Source organism: Flavobacteriaceae bacterium HL-DH10, from assembly GCA_031826515.1.
GTDB classification, from domain to species: Bacteria; Bacteroidota; Bacteroidia; order Flavobacteriales; family Flavobacteriaceae; genus Thalassobellus; species Thalassobellus suaedae.
The window spans coordinates 2,751,952-2,767,358 of the sequence record CP134536.1 but is presented as its reverse complement, the minus strand read 5'-3'; the positions used below and the strand labels follow the sequence as shown (position 1 = coordinate 2,767,358).

General features: G+C 33.1%; 15 protein-coding genes and 5 tRNA genes. All 20 read right to left on the bottom strand.

What is annotated here, in order from left to right; all coding sequences use genetic code 11:
* Positions 1 to 44: 44 nt before the first annotated feature.
* The 20 genes from rpoB to RHP49_11620 all read right to left on the bottom strand — a co-directional run bounded on the left by rpoB (position 45) and on the right by RHP49_11620 (position 15,407).
* Positions 45 to 3,857: a DNA-directed RNA polymerase subunit beta gene (rpoB, locus tag RHP49_11715; GenBank protein ID WNH14418.1), complete on the bottom strand. Its 3,813-nt coding sequence runs from the start codon at positions 3,855 to 3,857 to the stop codon at positions 45 to 47.
* 124 nt (positions 3,858 to 3,981) lie between these two features.
* Complete coding sequence (rplL, locus tag RHP49_11710; GenBank protein ID WNH11564.1) at positions 3,982 to 4,356, bottom strand: 50S ribosomal protein L7/L12; 375 nt, start codon at positions 4,354 to 4,356, stop codon at positions 3,982 to 3,984.
* 62 nt (positions 4,357 to 4,418) lie between these two features.
* Complete coding sequence (rplJ, locus tag RHP49_11705) at positions 4,419 to 4,940, bottom strand: 50S ribosomal protein L10 (GenBank protein WNH11563.1); 522 nt, start codon at positions 4,938 to 4,940, stop codon at positions 4,419 to 4,421.
* Positions 4,941 to 4,959: 19 nt separating this feature from the next.
* Positions 4,960 to 5,649 (bottom strand): 50S ribosomal protein L1, encoded by a 690-nt coding sequence (gene rplA / locus RHP49_11700; GenBank protein WNH11562.1) that lies wholly within the window; start codon positions 5,647 to 5,649, stop codon positions 4,960 to 4,962.
* Positions 5,650 to 5,668: 19 nt separating this feature from the next.
* On the bottom strand, positions 5,669 to 6,106 hold the full coding sequence (gene rplK / locus RHP49_11695; GenBank protein WNH11561.1) for a 50S ribosomal protein L11: 438 nt from the start codon (positions 6,104 to 6,106) through the stop codon (positions 5,669 to 5,671).
* 72 nt (positions 6,107 to 6,178) lie between these two features.
* A complete protein-coding gene (gene nusG, locus RHP49_11690; protein ID WNH11560.1) occupies positions 6,179 to 6,733 on the bottom strand; it encodes a transcription termination/antitermination protein NusG in 555 nt (184 codons plus the stop codon).
* An 11-nt stretch (positions 6,734 to 6,744) separates the two neighbouring features.
* Positions 6,745 to 6,942 carry a preprotein translocase subunit SecE gene (secE, locus tag RHP49_11685; GenBank protein ID WNH11559.1) on the bottom strand — a complete coding sequence of 66 codons (198 nt, stop codon included), beginning with the start codon at positions 6,940 to 6,942 and terminating at the stop codon, positions 6,745 to 6,747.
* Positions 6,943 to 7,066: 124 nt separating this feature from the next.
* Positions 7,067 to 7,139, bottom strand: a tRNA-Trp gene (locus RHP49_11680).
* 64 nt (positions 7,140 to 7,203) lie between these two features.
* Positions 7,204 to 8,391, bottom strand: coding sequence for an elongation factor Tu (gene tuf, locus RHP49_11675; GenBank protein WNH11558.1), 1,188 nt, complete (start codon positions 8,389 to 8,391; stop codon positions 7,204 to 7,206).
* Between the two features lie 72 nt (positions 8,392 to 8,463).
* Positions 8,464 to 8,535: transfer RNA gene (locus tag RHP49_11670), tRNA-Thr, on the bottom strand.
* A gap of 11 nt (positions 8,536 to 8,546) precedes the next feature.
* Positions 8,547 to 8,619 (bottom strand) — tRNA-Gly (locus RHP49_11665).
* A 27-nt stretch (positions 8,620 to 8,646) separates the two neighbouring features.
* Positions 8,647 to 8,728 (bottom strand) — tRNA-Tyr (locus RHP49_11660).
* A 36-nt stretch (positions 8,729 to 8,764) separates the two neighbouring features.
* Positions 8,765 to 8,838 (bottom strand) — tRNA-Thr (locus tag RHP49_11655).
* A 102-nt stretch (positions 8,839 to 8,940) separates the two neighbouring features.
* The gene (gene raiA / locus RHP49_11650; GenBank protein WNH11557.1) at positions 8,941 to 9,243 is read right to left on the bottom strand and encodes a ribosome-associated translation inhibitor RaiA; all 303 of its coding nucleotides are present in this window, start codon (positions 9,241 to 9,243) and stop codon (positions 8,941 to 8,943) included.
* A gap of 37 nt (positions 9,244 to 9,280) precedes the next feature.
* The gene (locus RHP49_11645) at positions 9,281 to 10,171 is read right to left on the bottom strand and encodes a tyrosine-type recombinase/integrase (protein WNH11556.1); all 891 of its coding nucleotides are present in this window, start codon (positions 10,169 to 10,171) and stop codon (positions 9,281 to 9,283) included.
* Positions 10,172 to 10,313: 142 nt separating this feature from the next.
* A complete protein-coding gene (gene rpsU, locus RHP49_11640; protein WNH11555.1) occupies positions 10,314 to 10,508 on the bottom strand; it encodes a 30S ribosomal protein S21 in 195 nt (64 codons plus the stop codon).
* An 85-nt stretch (positions 10,509 to 10,593) separates the two neighbouring features.
* Positions 10,594 to 11,760 carry an acyl-CoA dehydrogenase family protein gene (locus tag RHP49_11635; protein WNH11554.1) on the bottom strand — a complete coding sequence of 389 codons (1,167 nt, stop codon included), beginning with the start codon at positions 11,758 to 11,760 and terminating at the stop codon, positions 10,594 to 10,596.
* Positions 11,761 to 11,773: 13 nt separating this feature from the next.
* On the bottom strand, positions 11,774 to 12,643 hold the full coding sequence (locus tag RHP49_11630) for a helix-hairpin-helix domain-containing protein (protein ID WNH11553.1): 870 nt from the start codon (positions 12,641 to 12,643) through the stop codon (positions 11,774 to 11,776).
* A gap of 25 nt (positions 12,644 to 12,668) precedes the next feature.
* Positions 12,669 to 14,276, bottom strand: a complete 1,608-nt coding sequence (locus tag RHP49_11625; protein WNH11552.1) for an alanine/glycine:cation symporter family protein — start codon at positions 14,274 to 14,276, stop codon at positions 12,669 to 12,671.
* A gap of 108 nt (positions 14,277 to 14,384) precedes the next feature.
* On the bottom strand, positions 14,385 to 15,407 hold the full coding sequence (locus tag RHP49_11620) for a potassium channel protein (protein ID WNH11551.1): 1,023 nt from the start codon (positions 15,405 to 15,407) through the stop codon (positions 14,385 to 14,387).

The following is a 15,407-nucleotide window of genomic DNA, read 5'->3' as shown; positions in this document are numbered from 1 at the left end:
CAGTCGCAGCACTTACTGCTGACTGAATACTGTAAACTATTTTTTTACTCCTCTAATCTGATATCTAATCCTAAACCTTTCAATTCGTGCATAAGTACGTTGAATGATTCTGGTAATCCTGGATCTGGCATTGGCTCACCTTTAACGATAGCTTCGTAAGTTTTAGCTCTACCAATAACATCATCAGACTTTACAGTTAAAATCTCACGTAAGGTACTTGATGCTCCATAAGCCTCAAGTGCCCAAACTTCCATCTCACCAAAACGCTGACCACCAAATTGTGCTTTACCACCAAGAGGTTGTTGTGTGATTAATGAGTAAGGTCCAATAGAACGCGCGTGCATTTTATCGTCTACCATGTGTCCTAATTTCAGCATGTAAATCACACCAACTGTTGCTGGTTGATCGAAACGCTGTCCTGTTCCACCATCATATAAATAACTATGTCCATATCTTGGGATTCCAGCTTCATCTGTAAATCCGTTAATTTGATCTATAGTAGCTCCATCGAAAATTGGTGTTGCGTAAGTACGTCCTAATTTTTGACCTGCCCATCCAAGAACAGTTTCATAAATTTGACCAATATTCATACGAGATGGTACACCAAGTGGATTTAATACAATATCAACAGGCGTTCCGTCTTCCAAGAATGGCATATCTTCTTGACGAACGATACGAGCAACAATACCTTTGTTACCGTGACGTCCTGCCATTTTATCACCAACTTTAAGCTTACGTTTTTTAGCAATATAAACTTTCGCTAATTTGATGATACCTGCTGGTAATTCATCACCTACAGAAATCGTGAATTTCTCACGTCTTAAAGAACCTTGTAAATCGTTTTCTTTAATTTTATAGTTATGAATTAAATCGGCTACTAATTGGTTTGTATGATCATCAGTAGTCCATTTTCCAGACACTAAATGGGCATAGTCATCAACAGCATTTAACATTTTTAGTGTGAATTTTTTACCTTTTGGTAAAACTTCTTCCCCTAAATCGTTAAAAATACCTTGAGCTGTTTTTCCATTTACAATATTGAAAAGTTTTTCGATTAAAACATCTTTTAAATCATCAAACTTTCTGTCGTATTGTGCTTCTAAAGCTAGAATATCATCTTTGTCTTGAGCTCTCTTACGTTTATCTTTTACAGCTCTAGCAAATAATTTCTTTTCAATAACAACACCGTGTAAAGAAGGAGACGCTTTTAAAGAAGCATCTTTCACATCACCTGCTTTATCTCCAAAGATAGCACGTAATAATTTTTCTTCTGGTGTTGGATCTGATTCACCTTTTGGTGTAATTTTACCAATTAGGATATCGCCAGGTTTAACCTCGGCACCTACACGGATCATTCCGTTTTCATCTAAATCTTTAGTCGCTTCTTCAGAAACATTAGGAATATCATTAGTTAACTCTTCATTACCTAATTTAGTATCTCTAACTTCTAAAGAATACTCATCTATATGAATAGATGTGAATATATCTTCACGAACTACTTTTTCAGAAATTACAATCGCATCCTCAAAGTTATATCCTTTCCAAGGCATGAAGGCTACTTTCATATTTCTACCAAGTGCTAACTCTCCTTTTTGAGTAGCATATCCTTCACATAAAACCTGACCTTTAGTTACTTTATCTCCTTTAACTACAATTGGTTTAAGGTTGATAGAAGTTCCTTGGTTTGTTTTTCTGAATTTAACTAATTGGTAGGTTTTAATATCACTATCAAAACTTACTTTAGCTTCATCTTCAGTACGATCGTATTTTATTTTAATTTCATTAGCATCTACATAAAGAACTTCTCCAACTCCTTCTGCATTAATTAAAACACGAGAATCTGATGCTACTTGACGTTCTAAACCAGTTCCTACAATTGGCGCATCTACTCTAAGTAAAGGCACTGCTTGACGCATCATGTTAGATCCCATCAAGGCTCTATTTGCATCATCATGTTCTAAGAAAGGAATTAAAGATGCTGATATAGATGAGATTTGGTTTGGTGCAACATCTGTATAATCAAGAGCTGTTGGCTCTATTACAGGGAAGTCACCTTCCATTCTAGCAATTACCTTATCATGTAAAATTTTACCATTCTCATCAACTTTTACAGTTGCCTGACCGATTAATTTTTCTTCTTCCTCTTCAGCACTTAAATAAATTGGTTCATTTTTAATATCAACCACACCATCAGTAACTTTTCTATAAGGTGTTTCAATGAATCCCATTGAATTTACCTTTGCAAATACTGAAAGTGAAGAAATTAAACCAATATTTGGTCCCTCTGGTGTTTCAATAGGACATAAACGTCCGTAGTGTGTATAGTGAACATCACGAACCTCGAAACCTGCTCTTTCTCTAGAAAGACCTCCAGGTCCAAGAGCCGATAAACGGCGCTTATGAGTAATCTCTGCTAATGGATTTGTTTGATCCATAAATTGAGATAACTGGTTTGTACCAAAGAATGAATTAATTACAGACGATAACGTCTTAGCATTAATTAAATCTATTGGAGTAAACACCTCATTATCACGAACGTTCATACGCTCACGTATAGTACGAGCCATACGTGCTAAACCAACACCAAACTGAGAAGATAACTGCTCACCTACTGTACGTACACGACGGTTAGATAAGTGATCAATATCATCAATCTCCGCTTTAGAATTGATAAGCTCGATTAAATACTTTATAATAGTTATGATATCTTCTTTAGTAAGCACTTGCTTATCCATTCCGATATCTAACTGTAATTTTTTATTCATTCTATAACGACCTACTTCACCTAAAGAGTAACGTTGGTCACTAAAGAATAATTTATCTATAATTCCACGTGCTGTTTCCTCATCTGGCGGCTCAGCATTACGTAATTGTCTATAAATATGTTCAACAGCCTCTTTTTCAGAGTTTGTTGGATCTTTTTGAAGTGTGTTATGAATAATAGCATAATCACCTTGTTCTGCACTTTCTTTATGTAAAAGAATCGTTTTAACATCAACTTCAAGAATCTCTTCAAGATTATCTTTATCTAGAATGGTATCACGATCTAATACAATTTCATTACGCTCGATAGAGACTACCTCACCTGTATCTTCATCAACAAAATCCTCATGCCAAGTGTTAAGTACACGGGCTGCTAATTTTCTTCCTAAATATTTCTTCAAACCAGATTTTGATACTTTAACTTCTTCAGCTAAATCAAAAATCTCTAAAATATCTTTATCACGCTCAAATCCAATAGCACGGAAAAGTGTTGTAACAGGTAATTTTTTCTTTCTATCAATGTAAGCATACATTACCTGATTGATATCTGTAGCAAACTCAATCCACGATCCTTTGAATGGTATAACTCTTGCTGAATATAATTTTGTTCCATTAGCATGGAAAGATTGACCAAAGAATACCCCTGGTGAACGGTGTAATTGAGATACCACTACACGCTCTGCTCCATTGATACAAAAAGTACCACTAGGTGTCATGTAAGGTATTGTTCCTAAATACACATCTTGAACAATAGTCTCGAAATCCTCATGTTCAGGGTCTGTACAATATAACTTTAACCTTGCTTTTAGCGGAACGCTGTAAGTAAGCCCTCTTTCAATACACTCATCAATAGCATATCTTGGTGGATCTACAAAGTAATCTAAAAATTCTAATACGAATTGATTACGTGAATCTGTGATAGGGAAGTTCTCCATGAAGGTATTATATAGACCTTCATCTCCTCTTTCTTCAGATTTTGTTTCTAATTGGAAAAAATCCTGGAAGGATTTAATCTGAATATCCAAAAAATCTGGATATTCTGTTCTATTTACAATAGAAGAGAAATTTAATCTTTCAGCTTGTGTTGATAACATCAATAGACGGAATTTTGATTAAAAAATAGTGATAACGCGTATGTAATCATTATATACGCAAAATGGTTTAGGTCTTGAAGAGTACTCTTCAGACCTAAACCTTTATGTTTTTGAAATGGTAAGCTTACTTAAGCTCAACCTCAGCTCCTGCTTCTTCTAATGAAGATTTTAAACCTTCAGCTTCGTCTTTAGAAACACCTTCTTTAATTGCACTTGGTGCATCATCAACTAAACCTTTAGCTTCTTTTAAACCTAAACCAGTTAATTCTTTAACTAATTTTACAACAGCTAATTTAGAACTACCTGCTGCTTTTAAAATAACATCAAATTCAGTTTGAGCTTCTTCAGCTTCTCCACCTGCAGCAGGACCAGCAACAGCAACTGCAGCAGCAGCAGCAGGCTCGATACCATACTCATCTTTTAATATAGTTGCTAACTCATTTACTTCTTTTACAGTAAGGTTAACTAATTGTTCTGCGAAATCTTTTAAATCTGCCATTTTTCTATCGTTTTAATAATTTTGTAATAATATATTTGTAATAAAGTGCGTACTATTTAATACTATTCTGATTTTTCAGAAAGTGTTTTAAGAATTCCAGCTAATGTTCCACCACTTGATTTAAGTGCTGAAATAACGTTTTTAGCAGGCGATTGTAATAATCCAACAATCTCTCCTATTAACTCTTCTTTAGACTTGATATCTACTAACATGTCTAATTGATCATCGCCAATATAAACCGATTCCTCAATAAACGCTCCTTTTAATAAAGGTTTGTCTGATTTTTTACGGAAAGTTTTTATTAACTTCGCTGGCACGTTACCTGTTTCAGAATACATCACTGATGTATTTCCTTTTAAAACTGATGGAAGATCTCCAAACTCTCTGTCTGATGCTTCCATTGCTTTTTCAAGTAATGTATTTTTTACAACTGCTAATTTTACGTTTGCTTTGTAACAAGCACGACGTAAATCTGAGGTAGTTCCTGCATTTAACCCTGAAATATCAGCTAAATAGATATTTGCATTATTAGCTAATTCTGCAGTTAACTCCTCAATTACTAATGATTTTTCTTCTCTTGTCATAATAAAAGTTTTAACTTAATTAACCAATTTTAGGATCAACAGCAATACTTGGGCTCATTGTAGAAGACATAAATATGCTTTTTACGTAAACACCTTTTGCAGTTGTCGGTTTTAGTTTCATTAATGTTGTTAATAATTCATTTGCATTACCTGCAATTTTATCAGCACTAAATGATGCTTTTCCTATAGCAGCGTGTACAATACCAGTTTTATCAACTTTAAAGTCAATTTTACCAGCTTTAACTTCTGTTACAGCTTTAGCAACATCCATTGTTACTGTACCTGTTTTTGGGTTAGGCATTAAACCACGAGGACCTAATACACGTCCTAAAGGACCTAATTTACCCATTACACTTGGCATAGTAATAATAACATCAACGTCTGTCCAACCACTCTTGATTTTATCAAGATATTCGTCTAAACCTACATAATCAGCTCCAGCTTCTTTAGCTTCGGCTTCTTTATCTGGTGTTACTAATGCTAATACTTTCATGTCTTTACCAGTACCATGAGGAAGTGAAACAACACCTCTTACCATCTGATTTGCTTTACGTGGATCTACTCCTAAACGTACAGCGATATCTACAGATGCATCAAATTTTGTATTGGTAATTTCTTTTACTAATGAAGATGCTTCTTCTAAAGAGTAAACTCTTCCTTTTTCTATTTTCGCTGCAGCTTCCTTTTGCTTTTTTGTTAATCTTGCCATTTTAAATGTCTTTTATAGATTAATTAGGGAATTGCCCTGTTACGGTTATACCCATTGATCTTGCAGTACCAGCTACCATTTTCATTGCAGATTCTATAGTAAATGCATTTAAATCTACCATTTTGTCTTCAGCGATGGTTTTAATCTGATCCCACGAAACTTTAGCTACTTTTTTTCGGTTTGGCTCTCCAGAACCCTTCTTCAACTTTGCAATTTCTAATAATTGAACTGCTGCTGGAGGAGTTTTGATTACAAAGTCAAATGATTTGTCTTTGTAAACAGATATAACCACTGGTAATACTTTACCTGGTTTATCTTGGGTTCTGGCATTGAATTGCTTACAGAACTCCATGATGTTAACACCTGCAGCTCCTAAAGCGGGTCCAACCGGTGGCGATGGATTCGCAGCACCTCCCCGAACTTGTAACTTAACTACTTTACCTAATTCTTTTGCCATTTTTAATAATTTAATTTTTCGATGATATCTCTCCTTGGAAGCGAAAGATTCATCTATCTTAATGTAACACTATTATACTTTTTCTACTTGCATATAACTTAACTCTAATGGTGTTTTTCTTCCAAATATCTTTACCATTACTTCAAGCTTACGCTTTTCTTCATTTATTTTCTCAATAGTTCCATCAAATCCATTGAATGGACCATCAATAACTTTTACAGTTTCTCCTTTAGTAAAAGGAATTGCAACATTAGCACTTTCTTCAACCGACAACTCATCAACTTTACCTAACATTCTGTTTACTTCAGATTGTCTTAACGGCACAGGATCACCTCCTTTAGTTTCACCTAAAAAACCAATAACATTGGTTACCGATCTTATAATATGAGGTACTTCTCCAGTTAAATTAGCTTGAACCATTATATAACCTGGAAAAAAAACTTTTTCTTTATGAATTTTTTTTCCGTTACGAATTTGTATTACTCTTTCTGTTGGAACTAATACTTGATCAACATAATCTTGAAGACCTAAACGAGCTATTTCATTCTCGATGTACGTCTTGATTTTGTTTTCCTGACCACTTACAGCTCTAACAACATACCATTTTTTTTCACCTACTTCAGACATAAAATTTTATTTTAACCGTTAATCCATTCAAAGTAAAATGATATAACCTCGCTAAATACTGTATCAACACCCCAAATTGCTAAGGAAAATATAATTGAAAATACAGCGACTAAAACAGTTAAACTTTGTGCCTCAGCCCATGATGGCCAACTTACATTATTTTTAAGTTCACCAAATGATTCTTTTATGTAATTTACAAATCCAGCCATTTATTATTATTTTGAATGAATTAAAACTTTGTCTTTAAATTGCAATTGAAACAAATTATTGAATTAAGCAAAACTTTAATCTTTATTATTGAAAGCAACCTTTTAAAATTACTTACTACTTAAGCACGGGTTGAGAGACTCGAACTCCCGACACCTGGTTTTGGAGACCAGTGCTCTACCAACTGAGCTAAACCCGTAAACATAAGTCAAGGTATTCCGAGAAAACGAAATACCTTAACTCTATACTTATTAAACTATAATTTAGTCTAAAATTTCAGTTACCTGACCTGCACCTACAGTTCTACCTCCTTCACGGATAGCAAAACGTAAACCTACATTCATTGCAATTTTTTGAATAAGCTCAACTGTAATAGTAAGGTTATCTCCAGGCATTACCATTTCAACTCCATCAGGAAGCGCGATGTTTCCAGTTACGTCAGTTGTACGAACGTAGAACTGTGGACGGTAGTTATTATGGAATGGAGTGTGACGTCCACCTTCTTCTTTTTTAAGGATATAAACCTCAGCTTTAAATTTAGCATGAGGAGTTACAGAACCTGGCTTAACAATTACCATACCTCTAGAGATTTGAGATTTTTCAACACCTCTTAATAAGATACCTGCATTATCTCCAGCTTCACCTCTATCTAATATTTGACGGAACATTTCGATACCAGTAATAGTAGATGTTAATTTCTCAGCACCCATACCAATAATCTCTACAGGATCACCTGTTTTAGCAATACCAGTTTCAATACGACCAGTAGCAACAGTACCACGACCAGTAATAGAGAATACATCTTCTACAGGCATTAAGAAATCTTTATCAATCTCTCTTAAAGGCTCTTCAATCCACTCATCACAAGCAGCCATTAATTCCATTACTGTATCAACCCACTTTTGCTCACCATTAAGTGCTCCTAAAGCAGATCCAGCAATTACAGGTCCATTATCTCCATCGTACTCATAGAAAGATAATAAATCTCTAATTTCCATATCTACTAATTCTAGTAACTCTTCATCATCAACCATATCCACTTTATTCATGAATACAACAATACGAGGAATACCTACCTGACGACCTAATAAGATATGCTCACGAGTTTGTGGCATAGGACCATCTGTTGCAGCTACTACTAAAATAGCACCATCCATTTGAGCAGCACCAGTAACCATATTCTTTACGTAATCGGCGTGACCTGGACAGTCAACGTGAGCGTAGTGACGGTTAGCTGTTTGGTACTCTACGTGAGATGTATTAATTGTTATACCTCTTTCTTTTTCTTCAGGAGCGTTATCAATTTGATCAAATGATCTTGCTTCTGATAAACCTGCATCAGCTAATACTTTAGTAATAGCAGCAGTTAAAGTTGTTTTACCGTGATCTACGTGTCCAATTGTACCAATATTTAAGTGTGGTTTTGAACGATCGAAAGTTGCCTTTGCCATGTTTTTAAAATAATTTTAATCTTAGTTATATAATAATATTAGTGTATTCTATATTTATGTTCAATATAATAGAGCCAATGACGGGAATTGAACCCGTGACCTCTTCCTTACCAAGGAAACGCTCTACCCCTGAGCTACACCGGCTTAAATATTAGAGCGAGAGACCGGGTTCGAACCGGCGACATTCAGCTTGGAAGGCTGACGCTCTACCAACTGAGCTACTCTCGCAATTATTTAATTCCAAAGTTTAAAAAGTGGGGAGAGCAGGATTCGAACCTGCGAAGACGTAGTCAGCAGATTTACAGTCTGCCCTCGTTGGCCGCTTGAGTATCTCCCCAATTAAACTTATTATTTCACTCTTTTAAAGAACTTGAGCCGATGGAGGGACTCGAACCCACGACCTGCTGATTACAAATCAGCTGCTCTAGCCAGCTGAGCTACATCGGCGTTTTTTCTATGTTTTTAATACATAAAAAAGCCCGCTATTTCTAACGGACTGCAAATGTATAGATTTATTTATTTATTCAAAACATTTTTTGATAAATTTTATCATAAATATGTTCTTAATTTTTCTTTTCGTTTTTTTAACTGCCTTTCCAGTGATGAAACTGCCATATCTGCACCCTCTTCAAAGCTTTTACATTGTTTTTTTACAACTAAACTATCTCCAGGTACACTAACTCTTGCTTCAAAAATTTTATTTTCCTTATCACTTGTGTTCTCTACTTTTAAATAAACATCTGATTTAATGACTTTATCATAAAACAAATCTAATTTATCCATACGTTTTTGAATAAAATCTATCAATTTTTGATCTGCATTGAAATTAACTGATTGCGTGTTTACTTTCATACTCGTTTGTTTTGGTTAGACAATAATTTTTATACTTCTATTTTTTACTTCTAGGATGTGTATTTACATGAACCTTTTTTAGTTCTGATATACTATTATGCGTATACACTTGTGTAGCTGCTAAACTTGAATGCCCTAGAAGTTCTTTAACAGCATTTAAATCGGCACCTTGGTTTAACAAATGTGTTGCAAAAGAATGCCTTAGTATATGCGGACTCTTTTTCACTTTTGAAGATGCTAAACTAAAATAATCATTTATTATTCTGTATACAAGTGTTTCATATATTTTAACTCCTTTTTTTGTTAAAAATAAATAATCAACATCTAAAACATCGACTAATTCACTCCTTGCTTTGATATACTTTCGCAATGTTCGCAACACTGTTTCTAATAACGGTACAATACGTTCTTTATTTCTTTTACCTAATACTTTTAACGTTTTATTATCAAAACTAAAACTTGTTAATTTCAACTCTACGAGCTCAATTCTTCTTATCCCTGTAGAATAGAATAATTCAATAATTAATTTATCACGAATGCCTTCAAAATCTTTTTCGAAATGCAAATCGTCTAAAACCATTGCAATTTCTTTTTCTGAAAATGGGACTTGAATTTTTTTATTCGTTTTTAATGCTTTGTGTTTGGCTAGAGGATTGACATCTACATCTCCTACTTTTAAAAGAAATTTATAATAGGTGTTGAGTGCAGATATTTTTCTGTTAATACTTCTATTTGTTAATCCGCTTTCAACCAAAGAAACTATCCAACTTCGGATTTGAGAATAATTAACATTATTAATAGAACTTATTTCATATTCACTTTTAATAAACTCTAAAAAATTTTCTAAATCATTTTGATAAGCATTTACCGTTAATGTCGAATAGTTTTTTTCAAGCAACAAATAATCTGTAAATGATTTAAAAAACATATAAATATTAAGTTGAAAGTTTAAAGTTAAAAGATTAAAGTTAATACTACAACTTAAAACCCATATATAAGTAACTGTAAACTTTTAAACAAAAAAAATCCCGCTTAAAGCGGGATTTAAATATCATCTTTTAAAGAACAGATTAAATATTTTCTGCATCTCTTAAACCTTGTACATATTGTGCTTTTTGTATTTGCGCTCTACGCAATACAGAAGGCTTAGTAAATTGCTTACGAGTTTGAAGTTGACGTTTAGTTTGAGTTCTATCAAACTTTCTTTTAAAACGCTTTAGCGCTCTATCTATATTTTCTCCTTCTTTTATTGGTATTATTAACATAGTGCCTTAACCTCCTCTCTTTTAAATTTTTCAGGCTGCAAATATATAAATATTTTTGAATTTCAAATTCTGAATTAAAAATTATTTAAGTTGCTGGCTTATATTCTTTTTTATCTATTATCATTTTCGATAATATTTCGCGCAATATTTCAGATGTCCCACCTCCAATAGGTCCTAACCTACTGTCTCTTAATAGCCTTGCCATAGGATATTCTTCCATATAACCATAGCCTCCTAAAAACTGCATACATTCGTAAATAACCTCATCTGCCATTTTAGTTGATTTTAGCTTAGATATGGTAGCCTCTTTAACTACATATTCGCCTTTATTCAATCTATTAGTAACAGAATAATTATACTCTTTACATATCTCCATGTCTGCATATAAATCTACAAACTTATGTCGTAATGCTTGGTATGTATCTAATGCTTTACCAAAAGTTGTACGCTCAGACATATAATTTAGTGCATACTCTAAAGCATATTCTGCTCTGGCATGTGCATTAACCCCCATAACCAATCTCTCTAAAGAAAAATGCTGCATAATATAAGCAAAACCTTGATTCTCTTCGCCTAACAAATTACTAGCGGGAATTTTTACATTATCAAACGCAATTTCAGCTGTATCTGATGCTCTCCAACCTAACTTATCTAATTTTGTTGCCGAAATACCTACTGTATCTCTATCAACAACAAAAATACTCATTCCCTTATTACCTAGTTCTGGACTTGTTTTAGCAGCTACAACTAAATAATCACTATAAATACCATTAGTAATAAATGTTTTAGAACCATTTACTACATAATAATCTCCTTCCTTAATTGCTGTTGTTCGCATACCAGCCACATCACTTCCACCAGAGGGTTCTGTTATACACAAACATCCTATTTTATCTCCTGCAATACTTGGCACCAAATATTTTTGCTTGATATCTTCATCGCCTTCTGCATTAAGATGCGTCATTGCTAAATACACATGCGCCCAAATAGCAGCAGCAAAACCTCCAGAATTTATTTTTTGAAGTTCTTCCTGTAAAATAATAGTATAAAATAAATCTAAATTTAAACCTCCGTAAGCCTCTGGATAATTAATTCCAAAAAAACCCATGTCGCCAAACTTTTTCCAAATAAATCGGTCAATTTTCCCTGTTTTTTCCCAAGTTTCAATATTTGGAACCACTTCTTTTTTTAAAAAATCTTGAAGACTTTTTCTAAAAAGATTATGCTCTTCAGTGAAGTACATACTATTCATCTAATTTTCTTTTTCAATCAAGTGACAAATATAATTTAATTATCTCGATTTTATTTATAGGAAAGTCTTTAACTTTTGTTAACTCATCTAACGATTTATAATCTTCTCTTAATAGACGTTCCTCTATAATACCATGTGCTAAATCGTAATCGATATGTGGAATTGTAACCAAATTATCTATAGTAGCAGAGTTTAAAATAATTTTTTCAATAGCTTTTGGCGTTTTAACTGTAAACTGATTTGTGAGCTTCTCAATAACTTCTGGTGTTAACCCATACACATCCTGAAGTTGAATATCTGATATAAAACCACCTGCAAATTTGTTTCTAAATTTTACAATACGCTCGGAAAGGATTTTACCTATACCATTTACTTTTTGAAATTGCTGAGCTGTAGCTGTATTCAGGTCTTGTTTCTCATTATAAGTTTTAGGCTTATTATTATAACCATAAGTTGTATTAGCTTTTTGTTTAGGATTTGTTACCCAATCTGGAAATTTAAAAAATGGAGAAATTACACTTAAAAGAGAGTCCGATATTTTTGTAACTTCTTGAAATTGCTTTTCAGAATTAATCCACCTGTTTTGTTTTCTAAATGCTAATAATCTATCAATTTCTGTATTACTCATTCCTAAATTAGCGCCTTTGTAATCTGTTATATAATTTGGATTAAAAGGATAAATCTGAATCTTGGAAGTTTCAATATGGACTAATTTAAGAGAATCAATTTCTTTAATATACTCTGCTAACTCTTCTTTATTTACCTGAACATCTTCTGACGAAAAATCTATAAAGAAATAAATACATTGTAATAAAACAATAAGAAGTACTAATAAAAAAATCCCACTTCGCTGTTCTTTAGAAAACGTGAAATGGGATTTCATATTATAAATTTTTAATGTTTATATTTTACTTATCTTTTTTATGTCCTATCGCTGTTAAATATCTTTTTAATTCTATCTTAACCTTAGGAGCTAACAATAACAGTCCTATAACATTTGGAAACACCATTGCAAAAATCATGGCATCTGAAAAATCTATAACAGAGTTTAAACTTGAAGAGGCTCCTACAATTACAAAACCTAAAAACAAAAACTTATAGACTAAGTCTGCTGTTTTTCCTTTTCCAAATAAATATTTCCAACCTTGAATACCATAATATGACCAAGAAAGCATTGTTGAGAACGCAAATAGAATAACAGCAATTGTTAATAAAATTGAAAAATTAGGAATAGCAGAATCAAATGCTACCGAAGTTAAATCAACTCCACCTAGACGTTCCCCTGAGCCATTCATAATAACATTACTACCCTCTAAATTTGCATAGTTAAATAGATTACTTTTAATATTAGTTATAATAATCACTAAAGCAGTCATGGTACAAATAATAACAGTATCGACAAAAGGACCAATAGAAGCAACAATACCTTCACTAGCAGGGAACTTAGTTTTTACAGCTGCGTGAGCAATAGATGCCGATCCAACTCCTGCTTCATTAGAAAAAGCAGCACGTTGAAACCCAACAATCATAACACCTACAAAACCTCCTAACAAGGAATTATTTTCAAATGCTCCATTCCAAATTTGCCCAATAGCCTCAGGAATGGCAGTAACATTCATAAATATAATTATCAAAGCAGCTCCTACATACATAATCCCCATAAAAGGCACTATTTTTTCAGTAACACGTCCTATTCTTTTTATACCACCTATAATAACTACAGCTACTAAAAAAGCCATTAAAACTCCGAATAAAAAACCTTCATCCATGCCAAATAACAGATTAAACTGTGCGGCGGCTTGATTTGCTTGAAACATATTTCCACCTCCAAAAGAACCCCCAACAACAAAAACAGCAAACATTCCTGCTAAAACTTTCCCTAAGCCACCAAGGTTTTTTTCTTTTAATCCCTTTTTTAAATAATACATAGGGCCGCCATAGATTTTACCATCTTCACCAACCTCTCTATATTTAACACCTAGAGTAGCTTCAACTAATTTAGTCGACATTCCTAAAAAACCTGCTAAAATCATCCAAATCGTCGCTCCAGGTCCTCCAATAGCAATAGCTACAGCAACACCTGCTATATTTCCTAAACCAACTGTTGCTGAAAGCGCAGCTGTTAATGCTTGAAAATGAGTAACCTCTCCTATAACACCCTCAGCTTGAGGACTCTCAAAAACATCTCCACCAGGTGTCGGATCTCCCGCAGCAATATCCACACTATGATGATCTACCTTATCATACTTTCCATTTGTTGCATTAATGGCAACTCTAATTAAGGCTATATTGGCAAACTTAAAATATAGTGTAAAAAATAAAGCTCCTAATAAAAGAACAATCAGCACAATAGGAACGTCTTTACCAACAATAGTAATCGGATAAAAAACAATGCTACTGACAAATTTTGAAAATGGTTCAAATTTGGCTTCTATATCTTCTTCTATAGAAGTTTCTTGTGCAAATGTTAAAAATGGAAGTATTAATGTAAATATTGAAAGAAGATATTTCTTCATAAAGGAATGTTTTTAGTTAATTCTATTGAAAGATTCTTATTAAAAGACGGCAAGATGCTAAAAAAAAACTGTTTTTTAAAACTTCTATTGTTAAAAAACACGTTAACCTTATTCTATATTATATTCAGAATTAAGAGCATCTATTTGTTCTGGTCTTCCTAAAACAATAATTTTAGAATTGACAGCCAACTCTAATTCTGCTTCTGGATTTACGATATATTCTCCATTTTCATCTTTATAACCAATAACTGTACACCCTGTTTTCTTCCGAAGATCTAAATCTTTTATAGTTTTTATTGCTTGCTTGCTATATAACTTCTCTACAGCAACTTCCTCTATATTAATATTAGATTTACCAACAATAGATAAATTATCAATAAATTCCATTAAACCAGGAACAACAACTAAAGATGCCATGTGATCGCCTCCTATTTTATCTGGCAAAATAACATTATTGGCACCTGCAAATTTAAGCTTATCATAAGATGATTCGTTTGACGCACGACTAATAATATTTATATCCCTATTAATCTGTCTCGCAGAAAGTACTACGAATAAATTATCGGCGTCATTGGGCAGTGCAGAAATAAAATTAGACGCTCTATCTACTCCAGCAAGCATAAGTATTTCATCCTCATTAGCATTACCTATTACATAGGGTACATCATCAAATCGCAAACGCTCCTCCACCTCCTTATTCTTTTCTATAACAACAAACGATTGATTGTGAGCCAAAAGCTTTCTTACTGTTTGTTTACCATTTCTGCCATAACCGCAAACAACCACGTGATTTTTGAAACTATCTATCTTTTTTTGCATCTTTTTATATTTTAATTCTTCAATATGATCTTTACTTAAAATGTACTCCGTAATAGTAGAAAGTGCATAACCAACAATAACAACACTTGCTAATATTAAAAAAATTGTAAAAATTTTAGATTGATCATCTAGCGGAACTACTTCACCAAATCCAACAGTAGTAATGGTTATTACAGTCATATAAATTGAATCAACCCAAGAATAATCAGATATTATTCTATAGCCAACAATACCAATTGCTAAAATAAAAACCAATAAAAATACGGCTGTATAAATTTTAGTTCTAAAAAAACGTATTAATGGGTTGTTCAT

Coding starts and splice junctions, on each gene's coding strand:
- rpoB (WNH14418.1), bottom strand. CDS start 3,857: ATGTTATCAACACAAGCTGAAAGATTAAATTTCTCTTCTATTGTAAAT.
- rplL (WNH11564.1), bottom strand. CDS start 4,356: ATGGCAGATTTAAAAGATTTCGCAGAACAATTAGTTAACCTTACTGTA.
- rplJ (WNH11563.1), bottom strand. CDS start 4,940: ATGACAAGAGAAGAAAAATCATTAGTAATTGAGGAGTTAACTGCAGAA.
- rplA (WNH11562.1), bottom strand. CDS start 5,649: ATGGCAAGATTAACAAAAAAGCAAAAGGAAGCTGCAGCGAAAATAGAA.
- rplK (WNH11561.1), bottom strand. CDS start 6,106: ATGGCAAAAGAATTAGGTAAAGTAGTTAAGTTACAAGTTCGGGGAGGT.
- nusG (WNH11560.1), bottom strand. CDS start 6,733: ATGTCTGAAGTAGGTGAAAAAAAATGGTATGTTGTTAGAGCTGTAAGT.
- secE (WNH11559.1), bottom strand. CDS start 6,942: ATGGCTGGATTTGTAAATTACATAAAAGAATCATTTGGTGAACTTAAA.
- tuf (WNH11558.1), bottom strand. CDS start 8,391: ATGGCAAAGGCAACTTTCGATCGTTCAAAACCACACTTAAATATTGGT.
- raiA (WNH11557.1), bottom strand. CDS start 9,243: ATGAAAGTAAACACGCAATCAGTTAATTTCAATGCAGATCAAAAATTG.
- RHP49_11645 (WNH11556.1), bottom strand. CDS start 10,171: ATGTTTTTTAAATCATTTACAGATTATTTGTTGCTTGAAAAAAACTAT.
- rpsU (WNH11555.1), bottom strand. CDS start 10,508: ATGTTAATAATACCAATAAAAGAAGGAGAAAATATAGATAGAGCGCTA.
- RHP49_11635 (WNH11554.1), bottom strand. CDS start 11,760: ATGAATAGTATGTACTTCACTGAAGAGCATAATCTTTTTAGAAAAAGT.
- RHP49_11630 (WNH11553.1), bottom strand. CDS start 12,643: ATGAAATCCCATTTCACGTTTTCTAAAGAACAGCGAAGTGGGATTTTT.
- RHP49_11625 (WNH11552.1), bottom strand. CDS start 14,276: ATGAAGAAATATCTTCTTTCAATATTTACATTAATACTTCCATTTTTA.
- RHP49_11620 (WNH11551.1), bottom strand. CDS start 15,407: ATGAACAACCCATTAATACGTTTTTTTAGAACTAAAATTTATACAGCC.